This window comes from Frigoribacterium sp. CFBP 13729 (assembly GCF_014841875.1).
In the GTDB taxonomy this organism is placed as follows: Bacteria; Actinomycetota; Actinomycetes; order Actinomycetales; family Microbacteriaceae; genus Frigoribacterium.
Genome location: NZ_JACYUR010000002.1, coordinates 731,141 through 748,449 on the forward strand (window position 1 = coordinate 731,141; position 17,309 = coordinate 748,449).

The window sequence follows — 17,309 nt, forward strand, 5'->3', positions numbered from 1 at the left end:
CCTCCCCGCGGTCAGCTCTCGCGGACGACGTCGTCGGGCGACTTGTCGGGGCGCCAGCCGCGCCACGACGGCTGGCGGAGGCGCCCGGTCGACGTCCACTCGGCGAACGACACCTCGCCGACCCGCGACGGCGTGATCCAGTGCGCGTCGCGGGCGTCCGCGGCGGGTACGCCGACGAGCGGGCTGGTCTTCCGCTCGACCCCGCGGAACTCCGTCAGCAGCGCGTCGAGGTCGTGATCGCGGAACCCCGTGCCGACCCGTCCGACATAGACGAGCCCGTCGTCGCCGGGCACGCCCATCAGCAGCGAGCCCACGCCGGAGGCGCGACGGCCGTTCCCGGGACGCCAGCCCGCGATCACCACCTCCTGCGTCGCGTGGTGCTTCGTCTTGATCCAGGCGCGCGAGCGTCGGCCTGCGCTGTAGGTGGCGTCGCGGCGCTTGGCGACCACCCCCTCGAGCCGGAGGCGCTGCGAGGTCCGCATCGCCTCCTCCAGGTCGCCGTCGAAGACGACCGGCACGTCGATCGGGCCCTCGGAGGTCACGATCCGCTCGAGCACCTCGCGCCGCTCGTCGTAGGTCTTCCTGAGGAGCGAGTGCCCCTCGGCGTGCAGCACGTCGAAGAGCAGGTAGCGGATCGGCGCGCCCTTGGCGGCCTGCTCGACCTCGCGGGGCTTCGTCAGGCCCATCCGCGTCTGCAGCAGCCCGAAGTCGGGGCGGCCGGACTCGTCGACGGCCACGACCTCGCCGTCGAGCACCGCGCCTCCGTCGCTGTCGACCTGGTCGGCGAGCACCTGCAGCTCGGGGTAGGCAGGGGTCAGGTCGTGGCCGTTGCGGCTGGTCAGGGTCACCCGGTCGCCCTGGACGACGGCGATCGCGCGGATGCCGTCCCACTTCATCTCGATCGCCCAGTCGTCGTCGACGTCGGCGGCGGTGCCCGCGACGGCGAGCATCGGGGAGACGGGGTCGAGAGCGTCACCGCGATCGTCGCCGTCGCCGTCGCCCGCCCGGCCCGACGAGGAGGCGCGGGTCGAGCGGGCAGACCCGGACCCGGTCCCCGAGCCGATCACCGTCCGCCCCTTCCCGCCGGACTTCTTCCCGGCCTCCTTCTTCGCCGTCGTCGTGCCGTGACCGCCCGAGGAGCCTCCGTCGGCGCCTCCCGCGTCGTCGTCCGCCATCCGGTGGATCAGCCAGTTCTGCTCGGCCTTGCCGCCGCCGTGGCCGGTGTGGATCAGGGCGACCCGGCGGGTGCCGCGCTGCTCGCCGTGCAGCACGGCGATCACCTCCTTGCCGTCGCGCCACTTCTCGACGTCGTAGGTGCCCGAGTCCCAGATGGTGACCTCGCCGGCGCCGTACTCGCCCTTGGCGATGGTGCCCTCGAAGGTGCCGTACTCGAGCGGGTGGTCCTCCGTCATCACGGCGAGGTGGTTCGTGCCGGGGTCGTCGGGCTCGCCCTTGGGCAGCGCCCAGCTGACGAGGACGCCGTCGTGCTCGAGTCGGAAGTCCCAGTGCAGGCGGCTGGCGTGGTGCTCCTGGATGACGAAGCTGCGGCCGTCGCTCGTCGGCGGGGCGGCGGCGGGGACGGGCTCGGCCGTCTTCGACGCGTCGCGCTTCGAGCGATAGGTCGCGAGCCGGTCGCCGCGCTCCCGGGTCTCGCCGTCGCCGGACGGGTCGTGCTCCGGCGACTCGGTGTTGCGCATGTCGTCGCCGAGTTCTCCGGGGGGCACCGGAGTGCCGCTCGACACGTCGGCCAGGGGATCTCCGCGGCGTCTGAGCCGCTCCAGCACCTCGGTGTACTCGAGCTGGCGCAGCTGCTTCGAGGCGAGCTCGCGCCAGGTGCGCGGCATCGCGACGGTCGGGCGCTCGCGGCCGCGCAGCGAGTACGGCGCGACCGTCGTCTTGTTCCCGTTGTTCTGCGACCAGTCGAGCAGCACCTTGCCGCGTCGGTCGGCCTTGCCCATCGTGCTCAGCACGAGGTCGGGATGGTCGGCCTCGACGGCACGGGCGAGCTCGTGGGCGACGTCGCTGACCTGCGCGCTCGTCTGCCCCCCGTCGAGCCGCGCGTAGAGGTGCACGCCCTTGCTGCCGCTCGTCACCGGCACGAGCTCGAGACCCATCCCGTCGAGCAGGGGCCGCAGCAGCTGCGCGACCTCGACGCACTCGGCGAGGCCCACGCCCTCGCCCGGGTCGAGGTCGAGCACGAGGCGGTCGGGGTTCCGCTGCGCGCCGCGCGGCCCGAAGCGCCACTGGGGCACGTGCACCTCGAGCGCCGCGACCTGGGCAAGCCAGGTCAACGTCGCGAGGTCGTTGACCATCGGGTAGACGTTGGCGTGGTCCTTGTGCTCGATCTCGTGCCGGGCGACCCAGTCGGGCGCCGAGTCGGGCAGGTTCTTCTCGAAGAAGACCTCGCCGTCGACGCCGTTCACCCAGCGCTTCCGCGTCGCCGGACGGCCCTCGACGTGCGGCAGCATCCACTCCGCGACGGCGGCGTAGTAGCCGAGCACGTCCGCCTTCGTCGTGCCGCTCGCCGGGTACAGCACCTTGTCGAGGTTGGTGAGCTGCAGCGCGTGCCCGCCGACCTGCACGCGCTCGCCGCGTCCCTTGCTGGCCATCCGGCGCCTCCTCGTGTCGTCTGCCTCGATGATGCTCGTTCGTCGTGCGGGGCGTCCCGGACGCCCGCGCCTGCGGACCGCGACGGCCCGCCTCCCCGCCGGGGCGGGGGAGCGGGCCGCGAGCGGAGCCGAGGAGGCGCGGTGCCGGTCAGACGGCCGGCATGGCCCCCGCGATCGTGATGGTGGCACCCGAGGTGTAGCTCGACTCCGGGCTCACGAGGTGCACGTACGCCGCGGCGAGCTCGGCCGGCTGGCCGGGACGGCCGAACGGTGCCTGGCCGCCGAACTCCGACACGGTCTCGGCGTCGTCCGAGCCGGGCTGCAGCGGCGTCCAGACCGGGCCGGGCGAGACCTGGTTGACGCGGATGCCCTTGGGCGCGAGCTGCTGCGCGAGGCCCGACGTGAACACGCCGATGGCGCCCTTCGTCAGCGCGTAGTCGATCTTGTCCGGGCTCGGCTGCGTGCCTTGGACCGAGCCGGTCGTGACGATCGACGAGCCGGGCTCGAGGTGCGGGATGACCGCCTGCGACAGCCAGAACAGCGAGTAGACGTTGGTCTTGATGGTCGAGTCGATGTCCTCGGTGGTGAGCGTGAGGATGTCGTCGTTGCTCTTCATGCGGCCGGCGACCATGACGAGCGTGTCGAGCCCGCCGAGCTCCTCGACGGCCTTCGCGACGAGGTCCTTGCAGTACTGCTCGTCCGAGATGTCGCCGGGCACGAGGACGACGCGGCGGCCCTCGCCCTCGAGCAGGTCGCGCACCTCCTCGGCGTCGGTCTGCTCGCTGGGCAGGTAGCTCAGCACGAGGTCGGCGCCCTCGCGGCTGAGGGCGATGGCGGCGGCACGGCCGATGCCGGAGTCGCCGCCGGTGACGATGCCGCGGAACCCGACGAGGCGCTCCTTGCCGACGTAGCTGGTCTCGCCGTGGTCGGGCTTCGGGTCCATCTTCCAGGCCTCGCCCGGCAGCGACTGCTCCTGCTTCGGGAACGGCGGTGCGGGGTACAGGTCGACCGGGTTCTTCTTGTCGTATTGGCTCATGCGCTCCACGGTGCACGCCGTGCGGGGGACGTGCCCGGTGTCTGTACCCGTCAGCCGGTCATTCGGAGCGCATGCGGAGGAACATGACCGTCATGCGATCGATCTGGAAGGGCGCGATCACGTTCGGGCTCGTCAACGTGCCCGTGAAGCTGTACAGCGCCACCGAGGACCACGACGTCTCGCTGCACCAGGTCCACGACGCGGACGGTGGTCGGATCCGGTACCAGCGCAAGTGCGAGATCTGCGGCAAGGTCGTCGACTACGAGCACATCGACAAGGCGTTCGACGACGGTGACCGGACGGTCGTGCTCACGGCGGACGACCTGAAGTCCCTGCCCGAGGAGCGCTCGCGCGAGATCGACGTGCTCGAGTTCGTGCCGAGCGACCAGCTCGACCCGCTGATGTTCGACCGCAGCTACTTCCTCGAGCCCGACTCCGCGTCGCCCAAGGCCTACGTGCTGCTGCGGCGCACCCTCGAGGAGACCGACCGCACGGCCATCGTGCACTTCTCGCTGCGGCAGAAGACCCGGCTCGCCGCGCTGCGCGTGCGCGGCGACGTGCTCGTGCTGCAGACGCTGCTCTGGGACGACGAGGTCCGCGAGGCGCGGTTCCCCGTGCTCGACGAGAAGGTGCGGATCAGCGGCAAGGAACTCGACATGTCCGGCTCCCTGGTGGAGTCGCTGGGGGATGACTTCGACCCGTCGCAGTTCGGCGACGACTACCAGGAGGAGCTGCGCAAGCTCATCGACGCCAAGCTCGAGGAAGGCGAGTCGCTCGACACGGACGCGACCTTCGGCCGCTCGGGGGACGACGACGACGAGGACGGCGACGGATCCGGCGACGGCGAGGTGATCGACCTGATGGAGGCGCTGAGACAGTCGGTGGAGCGGAGCCGGTCGGGTGCGAAGAAGGCCCCGGCGAAGAAGCCCGCCGCGAAGAAGCCCGCCGCGAAGGAGGCGCCCGACAAGGAGAAGGAGCCAGTCGAGAAGAAAACGGCTGAGAAGCCAGCTGTGAAGAAGCAGCCCGCGGCGAAGAAGAAGCCCGCAGCCGAGAAGAAGCCAGCTGCGAAGAAGAAGCCCGCCGCGGAAAAGAAGCCCGTTGCGGAGAAGAAGGCGAGCTGACGCCGCTCGCCTCGGTGACGGGCTGCGGCCTCAGTGGTCGCGCAGCATCTCGATCAGGTCGTCCTTCTTGGCGTCGCTGTAGCCGCTGAGCCCGAGCTCCTTCGCGCGTCGGCGCAGGTCGTCGACGGTCCAGTCGTCGTACGACCCCGACCGGCCGCCCTTCGCCGCGACCTCCTCCTCGCTGTTGCCCTTCTGGGCCGCTGCGTTGGAGATGCGCGCCGACTTCTCCTTCGAGTTGCCCTCGTCGCGGAGGGCCTCGTACATCTCGGGGTTCTTCAGCTGCGGGGGTGTGTCGTCCTTCGGCATGCCCGAGACCGTACTCCGCGACGGAGGCGCACGACCGGTCCGCAGGACCAGCGCACGCCCCCGGTGCAGGAGGCGACCTAGCGGCCGAACTCCCACTCGACGACCTCGGGCAGGTCCTCGCCGTGCTCGTAGGCCCACGCCCTGGCCTCAGCGCGCTTGGCCTCGAACTCGGCGACGAGGTCGGGGTGCGCGTCGGCGAGGCCGGGCACGCGGTGCAGCACGTCGAGCACCAGCCGGTACCGGTCGATGTCGTTGAGCATCGCCATGTCGAAGGGCGTGGTGGTCGTGCCCTTCTCCTGGAAGCCGCGCACGTGGATGCCGTCGTGGTTCGTGCGGCGGTACGTGAGCCGGTGCACGAGCGTCGGGTAGCCGTGGAAGTCGAAGACCACCGGCGTCGACCTCGTGAAGAGGGCGTCGAAGTCGTCGCTCGCGAGGCCGTGCGAGTGCTCGTCGGCGTCTTGCAGGCGCATCAGGTCGACGACGTTGACGACGCGGGTCACGAGATCGGGGAGGCGCTGGCGGAGGATGTCCGCGGCGGCGACCGTCTCGAGGGTGGGCACGTCGCCCGCGCAGGCCAGCACGACGTCGGGGTCGACGCCGTCGACCGGCGTGCCCTCGGTGCCCGCCCACTCCCAGATGCCCGCGCCGGCGGCGACGTGTGCCTCCGCCTCGGGCAGGGAGAGCCAGGCCGGCGACTCCTGCTTGCCGGCGACGACCACGTTCACCGTGTCCGTGGTGCGCAGCGCGTGGTCGGCGACGGCGAGCAGCGTGTTCGCGTCGGGCGCCAGGTAGATCCGCACGAGGTGCGCCTGCTTGTTGACGACGACGTCGAGGAACCCCGGGTCCTGGTGCGAGAAGCCGTTGTGGTCCTGGCGCCAGACGTGCGACGAGAGCAGGTACGTGAACGACGAGATCGGCTCGCGCCAGGCGATGTCGTCGGCGCTCTCGAGCCACTTCGCGTGCTGGTTGAACATCGAGTCGACGATGTGCACGAACGCCTCGTACGTGTTGAGCAGGCCGTGGCGACCCGTGAGCAGGTAGCCCTCCATCAGGCCCTGCAGCAGGTGCTCGCTCAGCACCTCCATCACGCGGCCGCTGTGGGCGACGTGCTCGTCCTCCTCCTCGATGCGGGCAGCCCACACGCGGTCGGTGACGTCGAAGACCGGGTCGAGGCGGTTCGACACCGTCTCGTCCGGGCCGAAGAGCCGGAACGTCGACGGGTTGTCACGCACGACGTCGGCGAGCCAGCGACCGAGCACCCGGGTCGCCTCCGCCGTCGTGCGGCGGTCGTCGCTGGTCTCGACGGCGTGCGAGCGGTAGTCGGTCAGCGAGAGGGGACGACGCACCAGCCCGCCGTTCGACGCGGGGATCGCGCTCATCCGCTTCTCGCCGCGGGGGCGCAGCTCGTCGAGGAACCCGGCGGGCGCACCGGTCTCGTCGAACAGCTCGTCGGCGCCGTACGAGCGCATCCAGGCGTCGAGCTGCTCGCGGTGCTCGTCGTTCTCACGGACACCGCTCAGCGGCACCTGGTGCGCCCGCCAGGTGCCCTCGACCTCCTTGCCGTCGACCACCTTCGGGCCCGTCCAGCCCTTGGGGGTGCGCAGGACGACCATCGGCCAGCGCGGGCGCTCGGTGCTCTCGCCCGAGCGCGCCTCCTGCTGGATCTGGTCGATGCGGCCGAAGGCCTCGTCGAGCGCCGCGGCCATCTGCGCGTGCACCACCATCGGGTCCTCGCCGTCGAACCCGCCGGACACGACGATCGGCTGGTACCCGTAGCCGCGGAACAGCTCGAGCAGCTCGCCCTCGGGGATGCGGGCGAGGATCGTCGGGTTCGCGATCTTGTAGCCGTTGAGGTTGAGGATCGGCAGCACTGCACCGTCGTGCACGGCGTCGAGCAGCTTGTTCGCGTGCCAGCTCGTCGCGAGGGGCCCGGTCTCGGCCTCGCCGTCGCCGATCACGCAGACGGCCACGAGGTCGGGGTCGTCGAGCACCGCTCCGTAGGCGTGGCTGAGCGAGTAGCCGAGCTCGCCGCCCTCGTTGATCGAGCCCGGCGTCTCGGGGGCCGCGTGCGACGGGATGCCGCCCGGGAACGAGAACTGCCGGAACAGCTCCTGCATGCCGTCGCGGTCGAGCGGCACCTGCGGGAAGAGCTCGGAGTAGGTGTGCTCGAGCCAGGTGTTCGCCACCATGGCCGGTCCGCCGTGCCCCGGGCCGCAGACGTACAGCAGGTCGCGGTCGTCGCGGCGGATCACGCGGTTGAGGTGCGCGTAGACGAGGCTGAGCGCAGGCGACGTGCCCCAGTGGCCGAGCAGGCGGGGCTTGATGTCGTCCCGGGCGATCGGGCGGTCGAGCATCGGGTTGTCACGCAGGTAGATCTGGCCGACCGTCAGGTAGTTGGCCGCACGCCACCAGGCGTCGACGAGCCCGAGGTCGTCCGGCGTGGCCGGGACGGCAGGGGCGGCAGGCGAAGGAGCGGCGGCGTCGGTCATCAGTTCTCCTGGCGGTCGTTCGCGTCGTCGTCGCCGTCGCGTCGGTCGTCCGGCTGGACGCCGAGCTCGGTGCGCATCTCGTCGATGGTGATGGCGGCGTTGACGAGGGCGAGGTGGCTGAGGCCCTGCGGCATGTTGCCGAGGAACTGCCCGTCGTCGGCGCTGATCATCTCGGTGAACAGCCCGACGTCGTTCGACTGCACGACGAGCTCGTCCATCAGGTCGACGGCCTCGTCGATGCGTCCGACGCAGGCCAGGGCGGAGGCCAGCCAGAAGGCGCAGGCGACGAAGGTGCCCTCCTCGGCGTCGACACCGCTGTAGCGGAAGACGAGCGGGCCGGCGCCGAGCTCGGCACGGATGGTGTCGATGGTGCGCGACATCCGTTCGCCGCGGTCGAAGCCGCTCGGGGCGTGCAGCAGCACCGAGGCGTCGAGGGCGTCGCTGTCGGGGTGCATGAGGTACGCGCCGCGCTCTTCCGACCAGCCGTGCTCGTCGATCCACTCGACGATGAGGTCGCGGTTCTTCTTCCAGTGCTCGAGGTCGTCGTCGGTCGGGTGCAGCTGGCCGATCTCGGCCAGGCCGAGAGCGGCGTCGATCGCCTGCCAGCAGCCCATCTTGCTGCTGACGTAGTGCTGCTCGTCGCCGAGCTCCCAGATGCCGCTGTCCTTCTCCTGCCAGCGACGGCAGGCGTCGTCGGCAAAGCCGGTCAGCAGGTCTTGTGTGGAGGCGTCGAGCATGTTGCCGCCGTGGGCGTACTGGCTCATCACCGCGATGATGTCGGCGAAGACGCCGAGCTGCAGCTGGCCGCCTGCCGGGTTGCCGGCGTACACGGGGCCGATGCCCCGCCAGCCCTCGGACTCCGTCTCGCGCGTGCCTCCGGGGACGCTGCCGTCGAGCTCGAGGAAGATGTGCATCTCGTGGCCGTTGGCCTTCAGCGCCGAGAGCAGCCACGAGACGGCCGCGTGCGGCTCCTCGCGCAGCCCGAAGCGCAGCAGCGCGTTCACCGTGTAGGCGAGGTCGCGGACCCACGCGAAGCGGTAGTCCCAGTTCTTCTTGCCGGTGAAGTTCTCGGGCAGGGCGGTGGTCGCCGCGGCCGCGATGGCGCCGGTGGGGCTGTAGATGAGCAGCTTGAGGGCGAGCGCGCTGCGGTGCACGGCGTCGGCCCAGGGGCCGTCCCAGCTGAACTCGGTCGACCAGCCCTCCCAGTTCTCGATGGTGCGGTCGATGCCCTGGTCGACGACGTGAGGGTCGGGCAGGTGCAGGGGCTCGTCCTCGGTGCCGCACAGGCAGATGAGCGACCGCGAGCCCGGCGTCGTCGTGAACGTGCCCCGGAACTCGAGCGGCCCCTCCGCGTCACCGTCGCCCGGCTCCGTCGGGTCGGTGCGGCCGTGCTCGAAGCCGACCAGGGCCAGGTTGATGTCCGCGGCGCGGAGCACGGGGCCGTGCACCGTGTCGACCCGGGTGACGGGATGCGTTCCGAAGGCGTTGCCCGGCACCACGGCCCAGCGCATCTCGACCGAGCCCTCGAGGCCGTCGACGCGACGCGCGAGCTCGCCCCAGGGAAGTCGGCCGGCCACGCCGGTCACGAGCGCGTCGGTGACCTCGACGCTGCCGGCGGAGGTGCGGAACCGGGTGCGCAGCACGTTCGTGCCGGGCACGTACGCGCGCTGGACCTCGAAGTCGTCGTCGACCGGCCGCAGCTCGACGCGGCCCCCGTCGGCGGAGTCGACGATGCCCGAGAAGACCGGGTCACTCGGCATCGACGGGAACGGCAGCCAGTCGATCTGGCCGTCGCGCGCGATCAGAGCGACGGTGCGGCCGTCGCCGATCGCCCCGTACGAGCGCAGGGCGACGTAGCCGTCCTCCCGGGGGTCGGGCGCCGACCACGCGTCGTCGTGGAAGTCGTCGGTGTCGGCGGGGGCGTTCTTGAGGGTGTCGGTCACCCGTCCTACGGTGCTCTCCCGCGCCTCCTCGTGCTCGCCGCTGCCAGGGGTCTGTGCGGAACGGGGCCGGTCCGTACCCCTGGGGAGAAGGCGGCGGCCAGGCCGGACGCGTAGACGGGACGGATGACCGACACCGGCACGCCCCGTCCCCGCCTGTTCCTCGACGCCCGGGCGACCCTCGGCGAGAGCCCCGTCTGGGACGTCGACGCTCAGGAGCTCGTCTGGACGGACATCACGCCCGGGCTCCTGCACCGCACCTCGGCGGACGGCCTGCGCGACCGGTCCCTGCCGGTCGACCCGCCCCTCCCCAGCTTCCAGCGGCGCCGCGGCGGCGGGCTCGTCGCCGCCCTCGAGGACCAGATCGTGCTCACCGACGACGACGGCGGCTCGCTGCAGGTGCTCGCGGCCGTCGAGCTCGCCAAGGAGGGCATGCGCCTGAACGAGGGCAAGTGCGACCCGTTCGGCGCGTTCGTCGTCGGGGCCCTCGACCCGGACGGCGCTCCCGTCGCCGGCCTGTGGCGGGTCGGGCCCGACGGCGACGTCACGATGCTGCGCGACGACTTCACGACGACCAACGGCTTCGAGTGGAACGACGACGGCTCCGAGATCTACCTCACCGACACCGACCGAGAGACGATCTACCGCGCGTCGTGGGACGCCGACGGCAGGCTCGGCGAGCTCGTCCCCTTCTCGTCGGGCGGGTCGCACGACGGCCTCGCCCGGGACGAGCTCGGCGAGTTCTGGGGCGCCGTCCACGGCGAGAGCGTCGTCGTGCACCTCGACCGCGACGGCGACGTCGTCGAGCGCATCGAGTTCCCCGTGCCGCTGCTCACCGGCATCGGGTTCGGCGGTGCCGACCTGCGGACCCTCTTCGTGCTGTCCGCCCGCGAAGGGCTCGACGACGACCAGCTCGCCGAGCACCCCCTCAGCGGCGGCGTGTTCGCGCTCGACCTCGACCGGGCCGGTCGCGCGCCGTTCCTGTTCGGCCCGCAGGCCTGACGGCCTGAGCACCTGAGCACGGCACTCCCGAGGCCGCCCACGGCGAAGGGCCCCGAGGAGGCGCGGTGCGCGTCCCCGGGGCCCTGCCGTCCGGTCTAGTCCCGGCTCAGATCCGCCCGGCTCAGATCCGCCCGACGAGCCCGTCGCGCGACACGTCCGTGCCCTCGGCCAGGACCGCGCGAGCGGCGTCGCGGGCGTCCTCGACGTTCCAGAGCAGGACGCCGACCACGGCGCCGTCCGACAGGTAGTACGCCACGGCCGACCCGTCGCCCTTGTCGTCGACCACGGTCTCGAGCGACGCGTCGAGCGTGCCGACCGCCTCGTACGAGATGTCGAGGACCTTCGAGTAGTAGTACGGCGTGTGTCCGTAGTGCTCGTCGGCCCCGGCCATCACGCGCCCGACGAACGCGCCCTGCTCCTTGGCGTTGTCGACGTGCTCGACGCGACGGCGGCCGAGGATGCGGTCCGGGTAGGAGGCGACGTCGCCCGCGGCGAAGACGTGCGGGTCCGAGGTGCGCAGCGAGGCGTCGACGACGATGCCGTCCTCGACCTCGAGGCCGGCCGCCTCGGCCAGCTCGGTCGACGGCGTGATGCCGAGGCCGACGGCCACGGCGTCGGCCTCGAGCGACGAGCCGTCGTCGAGCGCGACCTGCAGCCCCGCGTCGGAGGCCGAGCCGCCCTCGACGCGACGTCCCTTCGCCAGCGTGACGCCCGCCTCCTCGAAGGCCGCCTCGAAGCGCGTCGCGATCTCGGCCGGGAAGACCGAGCCGCCGAGCACGTCGTCGGGCGTGACGAGCGTCACGCGCGTGTCGTTCTGCACCAGCGCCGCGGCGAGCTCGGTGCCGATGTAGCTGCCGCCGACGACGACGGCCCGACGTCCCTCGCCCGAGAGCTCGCGCAGCCGCCGGTAGTCGGCCGCGGTGCGGAAGTGCACGACGCGGTCGTCCTCGGGCAGGTCGAGCCGGGTCGGCGTGCCGCCGGTCGCCAGCAGGAGGCGCCCCCACGACACGGTCCGCCCGTCGTCCGTCGTCACGGTGCGGGCCTCGCGGTCGACGGCGGTGACCGAGGTGCGCAGGCGGATCTCGGCCCCCGACGCGTCGCGGGTGCCCAGGTCGTTGTCGGTCTCGGTGTAGTCGGGGTCGATCCAGAGCTTCTTCGAGAGCGCGGGGCGCGTGTAGGGCTCGTCGACGTCGTCGCTGAGGATCAGGACGGTCGCCTCCGGGGCCGTCTCGTGGATCGCCCTCGCCGCGGCGTCCGCGGTCATGCCCCCGCCCACGACGACGTGGTCGAAGGAGTCGGAACCGGTGCTGGTGCTGGTGCTGTCGCTCATGTGGTGCCTCCAGGTCGTGGGAAGGGCACCGCACCGGAGGTCGCGTAGGGGATCTCCGGGGCGGTGCCCAGTCGGTGGTGCCCGCAGGGGCGGGCGGCGGGTCGCTAGTTGGCGACGGCTCCGACGCGGTCTTGGCCCTCGGCCATGGCGTCCTCGTCGCGTCCGCGCGTGTCCGCCGACGCGGCGTCCTGCTCGGGGTGGCGGTTCTCGGCGCCGGTCATCCAGGCGAGCTGCTCGAGGCGCTCGAGGATGCTGTGCAGCACGTCGGCCGTCGTCGGGTCCTCGTCGTCGACGTCGTCGTGCACGGTGCGCATGGTGTCGACGACGGCGTACATCCGGTCGACGATGAGGTCGACGACCGAGGTGGTCTCGACCGGGCCGGCGGGGAACTGCACGAGGCTGGTCTCGTTGGCGACCGTGTTCGAACGGCCGTCGGGCACGAGGTAGACGGCGCGCATGCGCTCGGCGACCTCGTCGCTGAACTCACGGGCTGCGTCGACGATCTCGTCGAGCTGCAGGTGCAGGTCGCGGAAGTTGCTGCCGAGCAGGTTCCAGTGGGCCTGCTTGCCCTGGATGTGGAGCTCGATGAGGTCGACGAGGACCTTCTGCATGGACTCGCGCAGGGCGGGGGATCCTTGGAACACGGGGACTCCTTCAGTCGTGGGGGCGTGCGGCCGTCGAGCCGCTGCGTCGCACCGGTCAGGGTGCGTCGTGGACGGTAGTCCCGTCCCGCCGGGCAGTGGTCCAGCTTCCGGGGGACACCCAGGTGAGGAGGCGCGGATCGGCCTCCGCGAGCTGTGCCTGCCGATCTCGTCTCGAAACCGGTGGCGTGGTATCTTCTCGATCGGCGACCGACCGGTCGCCGATCGACGGGCACCGGCGCCCGTCCGGCTCTGAGGGGGGCACATGAGCGAGGGATCGCAGGGCTTCGAGTCCGTCGAGGTGACGCGGCTGCGTCGCGAGATCGAGAGCGCCTGGGGCGCGTTCGACGACATCGACCAGATGGCGTGGGACCACCGCGTCCTCGTCGTCCGCTACGTGATCGGCGCGCTGCCCGACGCGGCCAGCGCCGCAGCCCGTGCCGGCCACGCCGGCCTGGCGATCCGCCTCCTCGACGACGCGGCCCAGTTCCCGCCGCCGTGGGCGTCGATCTGCACCGGCTGGGTGCGCGCGCTCGCCGCGTCCCGTGCCGCCGTCGAGTTCCGGGACGCCCCCGTCTGGGTCGACGACGAGCCCGCCGGCACGCCCCGGGCGCACAGCGTCGCCTGAGCACCTCGGCCTAGCGTCGGGGCCATGACCTCCGCACCGTCCCGGGGCCGTGGCCGCCGTCGCGTCGGCCTGGTCCGCTTCGCCGCGACCGTGGTGACCGACTACGCCTTCGTCTGGCGCGTGCACCTCGTGCCGCGGTCGGGCCGTGTCGTCCCTGCACGGTGGCGACACGGCGACCGCGCCCCCGTGCTGCTGCTGCCCGGCGTCTACGAGACCTGGCGGCACCTCCGGGTCATCGGCGAGCGCCTGTCCGACCTCGGGCACCCGGTCGTCGTCGTGCCCGGCATGCGCCACAACCGGCAGCCGATCCCGGCGACCGCGGAGGCCGCGCAGCGGATCCTCGACGCGCACGACCTGCGCGGGGTCGTCGTCGTCGCCCACAGCAAGGGCGGCCTGGTCGGCAAGTCGATGATGGTCGGCACCGACGTCGACCGTCGCATCGACAGGATGGTGGCGATCAACAGCCCGTTCTCGGGCACGCGCTGGTCGCGCGTGCTGCCGAACCCGGCGCTCCGGGCCTTCTCGCCCAGCGACGCCGCCCTGCTGCAGCTCGCCGAGCAGCGCGAGGCGAACGGGCGTGTCACCTCGATGGCATCGCGCTTCGACGCGCACGTCACCGAGGGCAGCGTCCTGCCGGGGGCGGTCAACGTGACGTTCCCCGTCGACGGGCACTTCCGGCCGCTGGGGAACCCGCGGTGCGTCGACATGGTCGTGGCCGCGGTCGAGGGCGGCGACCTCGGCGAGGTCGGCGCCGACGGCGACGCCCTCAGCGCCGGGGGCTCAGTGCCCTGACCGTCTCGCGCGGCCGCTCGACGTGGGCGAAGTGCCCGCAGCCGACCAGCACAGTCGTCCGCGCCTGCGGCAGCAGGTCCCGCAGCCGCACGAGGTCGTCCGGCTGCGCGAACGCGTCCTCCGCCCCGGCGACGACCGCGACCGGGCAGGTGATCCTCGCCCAGGTGCCGGTGTCGTAGCCCACGCCCGACTTGACCGCGGCGACGAAGGCCCGCGGCCGGATCTCGGCCACGAACGCCTCGAGCACGGAGCGGGGCACCCGGCGCACGTGCCGGAACACGGGAGCGGAGAGGGCGCGCAGCAGCCCGACCCTGGCGGCGCCGGCGAGCAGGGGGCCGGAGGCGCGGGGCAGCACCCGGAACACCACCCGCAGCAGCACGAGGGCCGGCACCGTCCGCAGCCCGCGCCACGGCCGCGACGCGGCCTCGAGCGCGGAGAACGTCGTCGGGGAGACGAGCCCCAGCCACCGCACGCGACCGGGCGTCTGCGCGGCGACGTGCAGCGCGACCAGGGCGCCGAGCGAGTGGCCGACGAGGTCGAAGCGGTCGAGCCCGCAGGAGTCGGCCACGGCGTGGACGACCCGGGACGCCGCGTGCACGTCGAGAGCGACGGCGGGCGCCGGGCTGGCTCCCCAGCCCGGCAGGTCGATCAGCACGAGCGGTCCGGCGAGGGCCGCCGGGGCGTCCGCGCCGGCCTCGCGCACGGCCCGGCGGAGCGGCAGCCACGTCGTCCACGAGCCGGCCGCCCCGTGCAGCATCACCGTCGCGGAGGCGCGGGCCGCGTCGCCCGCCGGGCCCGCGTCGCCCAGCACGGCCGACCGGTGCAGCACGACCCGGCCGTCGGCGGTGTCGACGACGTCCTCGACCAGGTCGCGCGCCTCCTCGGGGTCGAGCCCGAAGGGCGCGTAGGAGTCGCCGGGGGCCGCGCTGACGTCGCCGGTCACTCGTCGATGATCTCTTCGCGCACCCGGCGGATGTCCTCGAGCAGCGAGCCGATCAGCACCCAGTGGTCCGGGTCGGGCCGGAGCACCCGCACCGGCGCCGTGAGGGCCGGGGCCTCGGGCCAGGCGTCGTGGCTCGTGTCGGCCTCGCCGCCGTCGAGCGGCGGGCGGTCGCCGCCGAACGGGGGCTGACCGTGCAGCCGGCGCTCGTCCGGCGACGGCCCCGAGGAGGCGGGTGCCGAGCCGGCCTCGGCCTGCCGTCCCCGGAGGCGCAGGTCGTGCGCCGCCCGATGCAGCTCCTCGGCGATCTGCCCCACGGCCGGGTCGTCCACGAGCTCGACGTCGTAGTTGTCGTGCACGGAGCGGGTCATCCCGACGGCGCGGTGGACGAGCGCCGTCAGCCGGACGAGCAGCGCCGCGTCCGCCTCGAGCACGGTCCGCTGACGGCTCGCGCGCGGGTTGAGCATGAGGCTCTCCTCGCCCGCGGCGACGGCCGCGGCGGCCTTCGCCTGGAGGTCGCGCAGGCCTCGCGCCTGCACGAGCACGGCGCCGAGGCGCTCGCGGTCGCTCGGCGTCGAGAGCACGGCGCCGAGCTCGTCCAGCACCGCCGCCAGGTCGCGGGTGAGGCGTCCGACGGCCAGGTGGGCGGGCGCGAGCAGAACCGGGGGGACCACGAGCGCGTTGATCGCCAGGGCCACCACGGCGCCGATGACGGTCTCGAGCACCCGGTCGAGCGCGTAGTCGGGGGTCTGCGCCCCGATCGCGAGCACGAGCATCGCCGAGATCGGCACCTGGTTCGCGCTGCTCGGCGTGAGGCGGAGCGCCCACGAGACGAGCAGACTGACGACGACGATGCTGAGCACGATCCACGTGGAGGCGCCGAACAGCTGGCCTGCCGCGAACGCGATGAGCACGCCCGCGACCACGCCGACGCTCCGCTCGAGCCCGCGCACGAGCGACTGGTTGACGCTCGGCAGGACGACGAGCAGCGCGGCGATCGCGGCGAAGATCGGCAGGGGCTGCTGCAGCAGCGCGACCGACGCGAACCACGCGACGACGACCGCGGCGGACGTCTTGGCGACCTGGAGCAGAGGGGTGCGCCGCGTCTGACGGATGCGCGAGACGAGGTGCACGCTCCCGAGGATACCGTCGCGCCCGCATCACGATCGGGTAACCGTGCCGCCCCGTCGGCCCTCGGCGGCCGCCTCCGACGGGTTTACTGAACGCGTGTGGCCGAACTCAGCAGAGGTGCTCCCCGCGGCCTTCGCCGGCTCGGGGCTCACCGTCGTCGCCTTCCGGCCCCACTCGGTCGAGCCGTCCGGGCACGGGTTCCTCTACGGCTACGAGGTCGACACGGTCGACGAGGCGGGCGCCTCCGACACGGTCCTGACCTTCATCGACACGGACGTGTCGACCGCCGACGCGACGAGCGTCCTCACCACCGACCCGTCGACGGGGCAGCAGCTCGCCGTCTGGGCGTACCCGGCCGACCCTCTCCTCCCCGCCCTCGCCGGCGTCACCTACCCCGACCGCGTCACGGAGTCGCTGGCCGCGCTCGGCATCGTGGTCGCCTCGCCGACCTTGAGCGTCGCCGCGTACCGGCCGGGCAAGAGGGCGGTCATCCGGCTGGACTCCGCCGAGACGACCGTGTTCCTCAAGGTGATCCGACCCGACCGCGTCGCGCCGATCGTCGCCCAGCACGAGGCGTTCCGTGCGCAGGGCCTGCCGGTGCCCCGCGTGCTCGCGTCGCGCCCCGACGGACTGCTCGTGCTCGAGCGCGTCCCCGGCGTGCCGGCGGGGCAGCGGGTCGCCGACCTCGCGGACGAGCCGCGCTTCGTGCGGCAGATCGTCGACCTCGGCCGGCTCGTCGCCGGCGTGCACATCACGAACCGGGCCCAGTCGGACGCCCTCGACCACGCGGACTGGCACCGCGGCACCCTGTCGACGGCCCTGCCGCAGCGCGCGCCCGAGATCCACGCCCTGTACGGCGAGATCGAGCGTCGACGGTCGTCCTGGACGGGCGACGTGCTCGCCGTCATCCACGGCGACCTCCACCTCGAGCAGCTCTTCGTCGACCCGGAGCGGCCGTGGCACGTCACCGGCCTGCTCGACATCGACACCGCCGGGCTCGGCCACCCCGCCCGCGACGCCGCGGCCCTGGTCGCCCACCTCGTCGTCACGGGTCAGTGGCACCGCGGCAACGGCGACGAGGCCGAGGCCCGCGCGTGCGAGCGGCTCGCGGACGAGCTCTCCCGCACCTGGGCACGTGCGGTGCCGGAGCTCGCCGACCGCCTCGCCCCGGCGGTCGCAGCCCAGCTGCTGGCTCATGCGGGGGGCCAGGCGACGCTCGGCACGGACACCGGGCGGCGCAAGGCGGAGCAGCTGGTCGGCGCCGCGGCCGGGGCCCTCGGCGGCTGGCCGGCCCCCGCCGCCCGCGACACGGCGGCGCCCGGTGGCGTCGCGGGTGCGTGAGCG

At 72.9% G+C, this 17,309-nt stretch carries 14 protein-coding genes; 5 read left to right on the forward strand and 9 right to left on the reverse strand.

Translation table 11 applies throughout. The annotated features are described in order from the left end of the window. Window positions 1–11: 11 nt before the first annotated feature. Together IFT77_RS09835 and IFT77_RS09840 are read right to left on the reverse strand one after the other, a co-directional pair. Complete coding sequence (locus IFT77_RS09835; protein ID WP_192169854.1) at window positions 12–2,609, reverse strand: ATP-dependent DNA ligase; 2,598 nt, start codon at window positions 2,607–2,609, stop codon at window positions 12–14. A gap of 148 nt (window positions 2,610–2,757) precedes the next feature. After that, window positions 2,758–3,645 (reverse strand): SDR family oxidoreductase, encoded by an 888-nt coding sequence (locus tag IFT77_RS09840; protein ID WP_192169855.1) that lies wholly within the window; start codon window positions 3,643–3,645, stop codon window positions 2,758–2,760. Window positions 3,646–3,737: 92 nt separating this feature from the next. On the opposite strand from IFT77_RS09840, the gene IFT77_RS09845 reads away from it, so the two are divergent. Next, window positions 3,738–4,766: a Ku protein gene (locus IFT77_RS09845; protein ID WP_192169956.1), complete on the forward strand. Its 1,029-nt coding sequence runs from the start codon at window positions 3,738–3,740 to the stop codon at window positions 4,764–4,766. Window positions 4,767–4,796: 30 nt separating this feature from the next. Here IFT77_RS09845 and IFT77_RS09850 read toward each other — a convergent pair whose 3' ends face one another. The 3 genes from IFT77_RS09850 to IFT77_RS09860 all read right to left on the reverse strand — a co-directional run bounded on the left by IFT77_RS09850 (window position 4,797) and on the right by IFT77_RS09860 (window position 9,504). Continuing rightward, the gene (locus tag IFT77_RS09850) at window positions 4,797–5,072 is read right to left on the reverse strand and encodes a Rho termination factor N-terminal domain-containing protein (RefSeq protein WP_192169856.1); all 276 of its coding nucleotides are present in this window, start codon (window positions 5,070–5,072) and stop codon (window positions 4,797–4,799) included. 77 nt (window positions 5,073–5,149) lie between these two features. After that, window positions 5,150–7,561 carry a phosphoketolase gene (locus IFT77_RS09855; protein WP_192169857.1) on the reverse strand — a complete coding sequence of 804 codons (2,412 nt, stop codon included), beginning with the start codon at window positions 7,559–7,561 and terminating at the stop codon, window positions 5,150–5,152. Then, window positions 7,561–9,504, reverse strand: a complete 1,944-nt coding sequence (locus IFT77_RS09860; protein WP_192169858.1) for a glycoside hydrolase family 15 protein — start codon at window positions 9,502–9,504, stop codon at window positions 7,561–7,563. Before IFT77_RS09860 ends, IFT77_RS09855 begins: the two co-directional genes overlap by 1 nt. A 123-nt stretch (window positions 9,505–9,627) precedes the next feature. Here IFT77_RS09860 and IFT77_RS09865 point away from each other — a divergent pair, with 123 nt between their 5' ends. Further along, window positions 9,628–10,503 (forward strand): SMP-30/gluconolactonase/LRE family protein, encoded by an 876-nt coding sequence (locus IFT77_RS09865; RefSeq protein WP_192041280.1) that lies wholly within the window; start codon window positions 9,628–9,630, stop codon window positions 10,501–10,503. Window positions 10,504–10,624: 121 nt separating this feature from the next. Here the strand turns inward: IFT77_RS09865 and IFT77_RS09870 are convergent, their stop codons facing one another. Next, on the reverse strand, window positions 10,625–11,833 hold the full coding sequence (locus IFT77_RS09870) for an NAD(P)/FAD-dependent oxidoreductase (RefSeq protein ID WP_192169859.1): 1,209 nt from the start codon (window positions 11,831–11,833) through the stop codon (window positions 10,625–10,627). 104 nt (window positions 11,834–11,937) lie between these two features. Further along, the gene (locus tag IFT77_RS09875; RefSeq protein WP_192041463.1) at window positions 11,938–12,444 is read right to left on the reverse strand and encodes a Dps family protein; all 507 of its coding nucleotides are present in this window, start codon (window positions 12,442–12,444) and stop codon (window positions 11,938–11,940) included. A gap of 295 nt (window positions 12,445–12,739) precedes the next feature. Between IFT77_RS09875 and IFT77_RS09880 the strand changes: the two genes are divergently transcribed. Both IFT77_RS09880 and IFT77_RS09885 read left to right on the forward strand, forming a co-directional pair. Further along, window positions 12,740–13,102 carry a hypothetical protein gene (locus IFT77_RS09880; RefSeq protein ID WP_192169860.1) on the forward strand — a complete coding sequence of 121 codons (363 nt, stop codon included), beginning with the start codon at window positions 12,740–12,742 and terminating at the stop codon, window positions 13,100–13,102. Between the two features lie 24 nt (window positions 13,103–13,126). Continuing rightward, window positions 13,127–13,894 carry a triacylglycerol lipase gene (locus tag IFT77_RS09885; RefSeq protein ID WP_192041283.1) on the forward strand — a complete coding sequence of 256 codons (768 nt, stop codon included), beginning with the start codon at window positions 13,127–13,129 and terminating at the stop codon, window positions 13,892–13,894. On the opposite strand, the gene IFT77_RS09890 is transcribed toward IFT77_RS09885, so the two are convergent. Together IFT77_RS09890 and IFT77_RS09895 are read right to left on the reverse strand one after the other, a co-directional pair. Then, window positions 13,869–14,837, reverse strand: coding sequence for an alpha/beta fold hydrolase (locus IFT77_RS09890; RefSeq protein ID WP_192041284.1), 969 nt, complete (start codon window positions 14,835–14,837; stop codon window positions 13,869–13,871). The two genes, IFT77_RS09885 and IFT77_RS09890, sit on opposite strands and share 26 nt — an antisense overlap. After that, a complete protein-coding gene (locus IFT77_RS09895; RefSeq protein WP_192041285.1) occupies window positions 14,834–15,967 on the reverse strand; it encodes an FUSC family protein in 1,134 nt (377 codons plus the stop codon). The genes IFT77_RS09890 and IFT77_RS09895 overlap by 4 nt, the downstream gene beginning before the upstream one ends. A 94-nt stretch (window positions 15,968–16,061) precedes the next feature. Here IFT77_RS09895 and IFT77_RS09900 point away from each other — a divergent pair, with 94 nt between their 5' ends. Continuing rightward, on the forward strand, window positions 16,062–17,306 hold the full coding sequence (locus IFT77_RS09900) for an aminoglycoside phosphotransferase family protein (protein ID WP_192169861.1): 1,245 nt from the start codon (window positions 16,062–16,064) through the stop codon (window positions 17,304–17,306). Window positions 17,307–17,309: the final 3 nt, after the last annotated feature.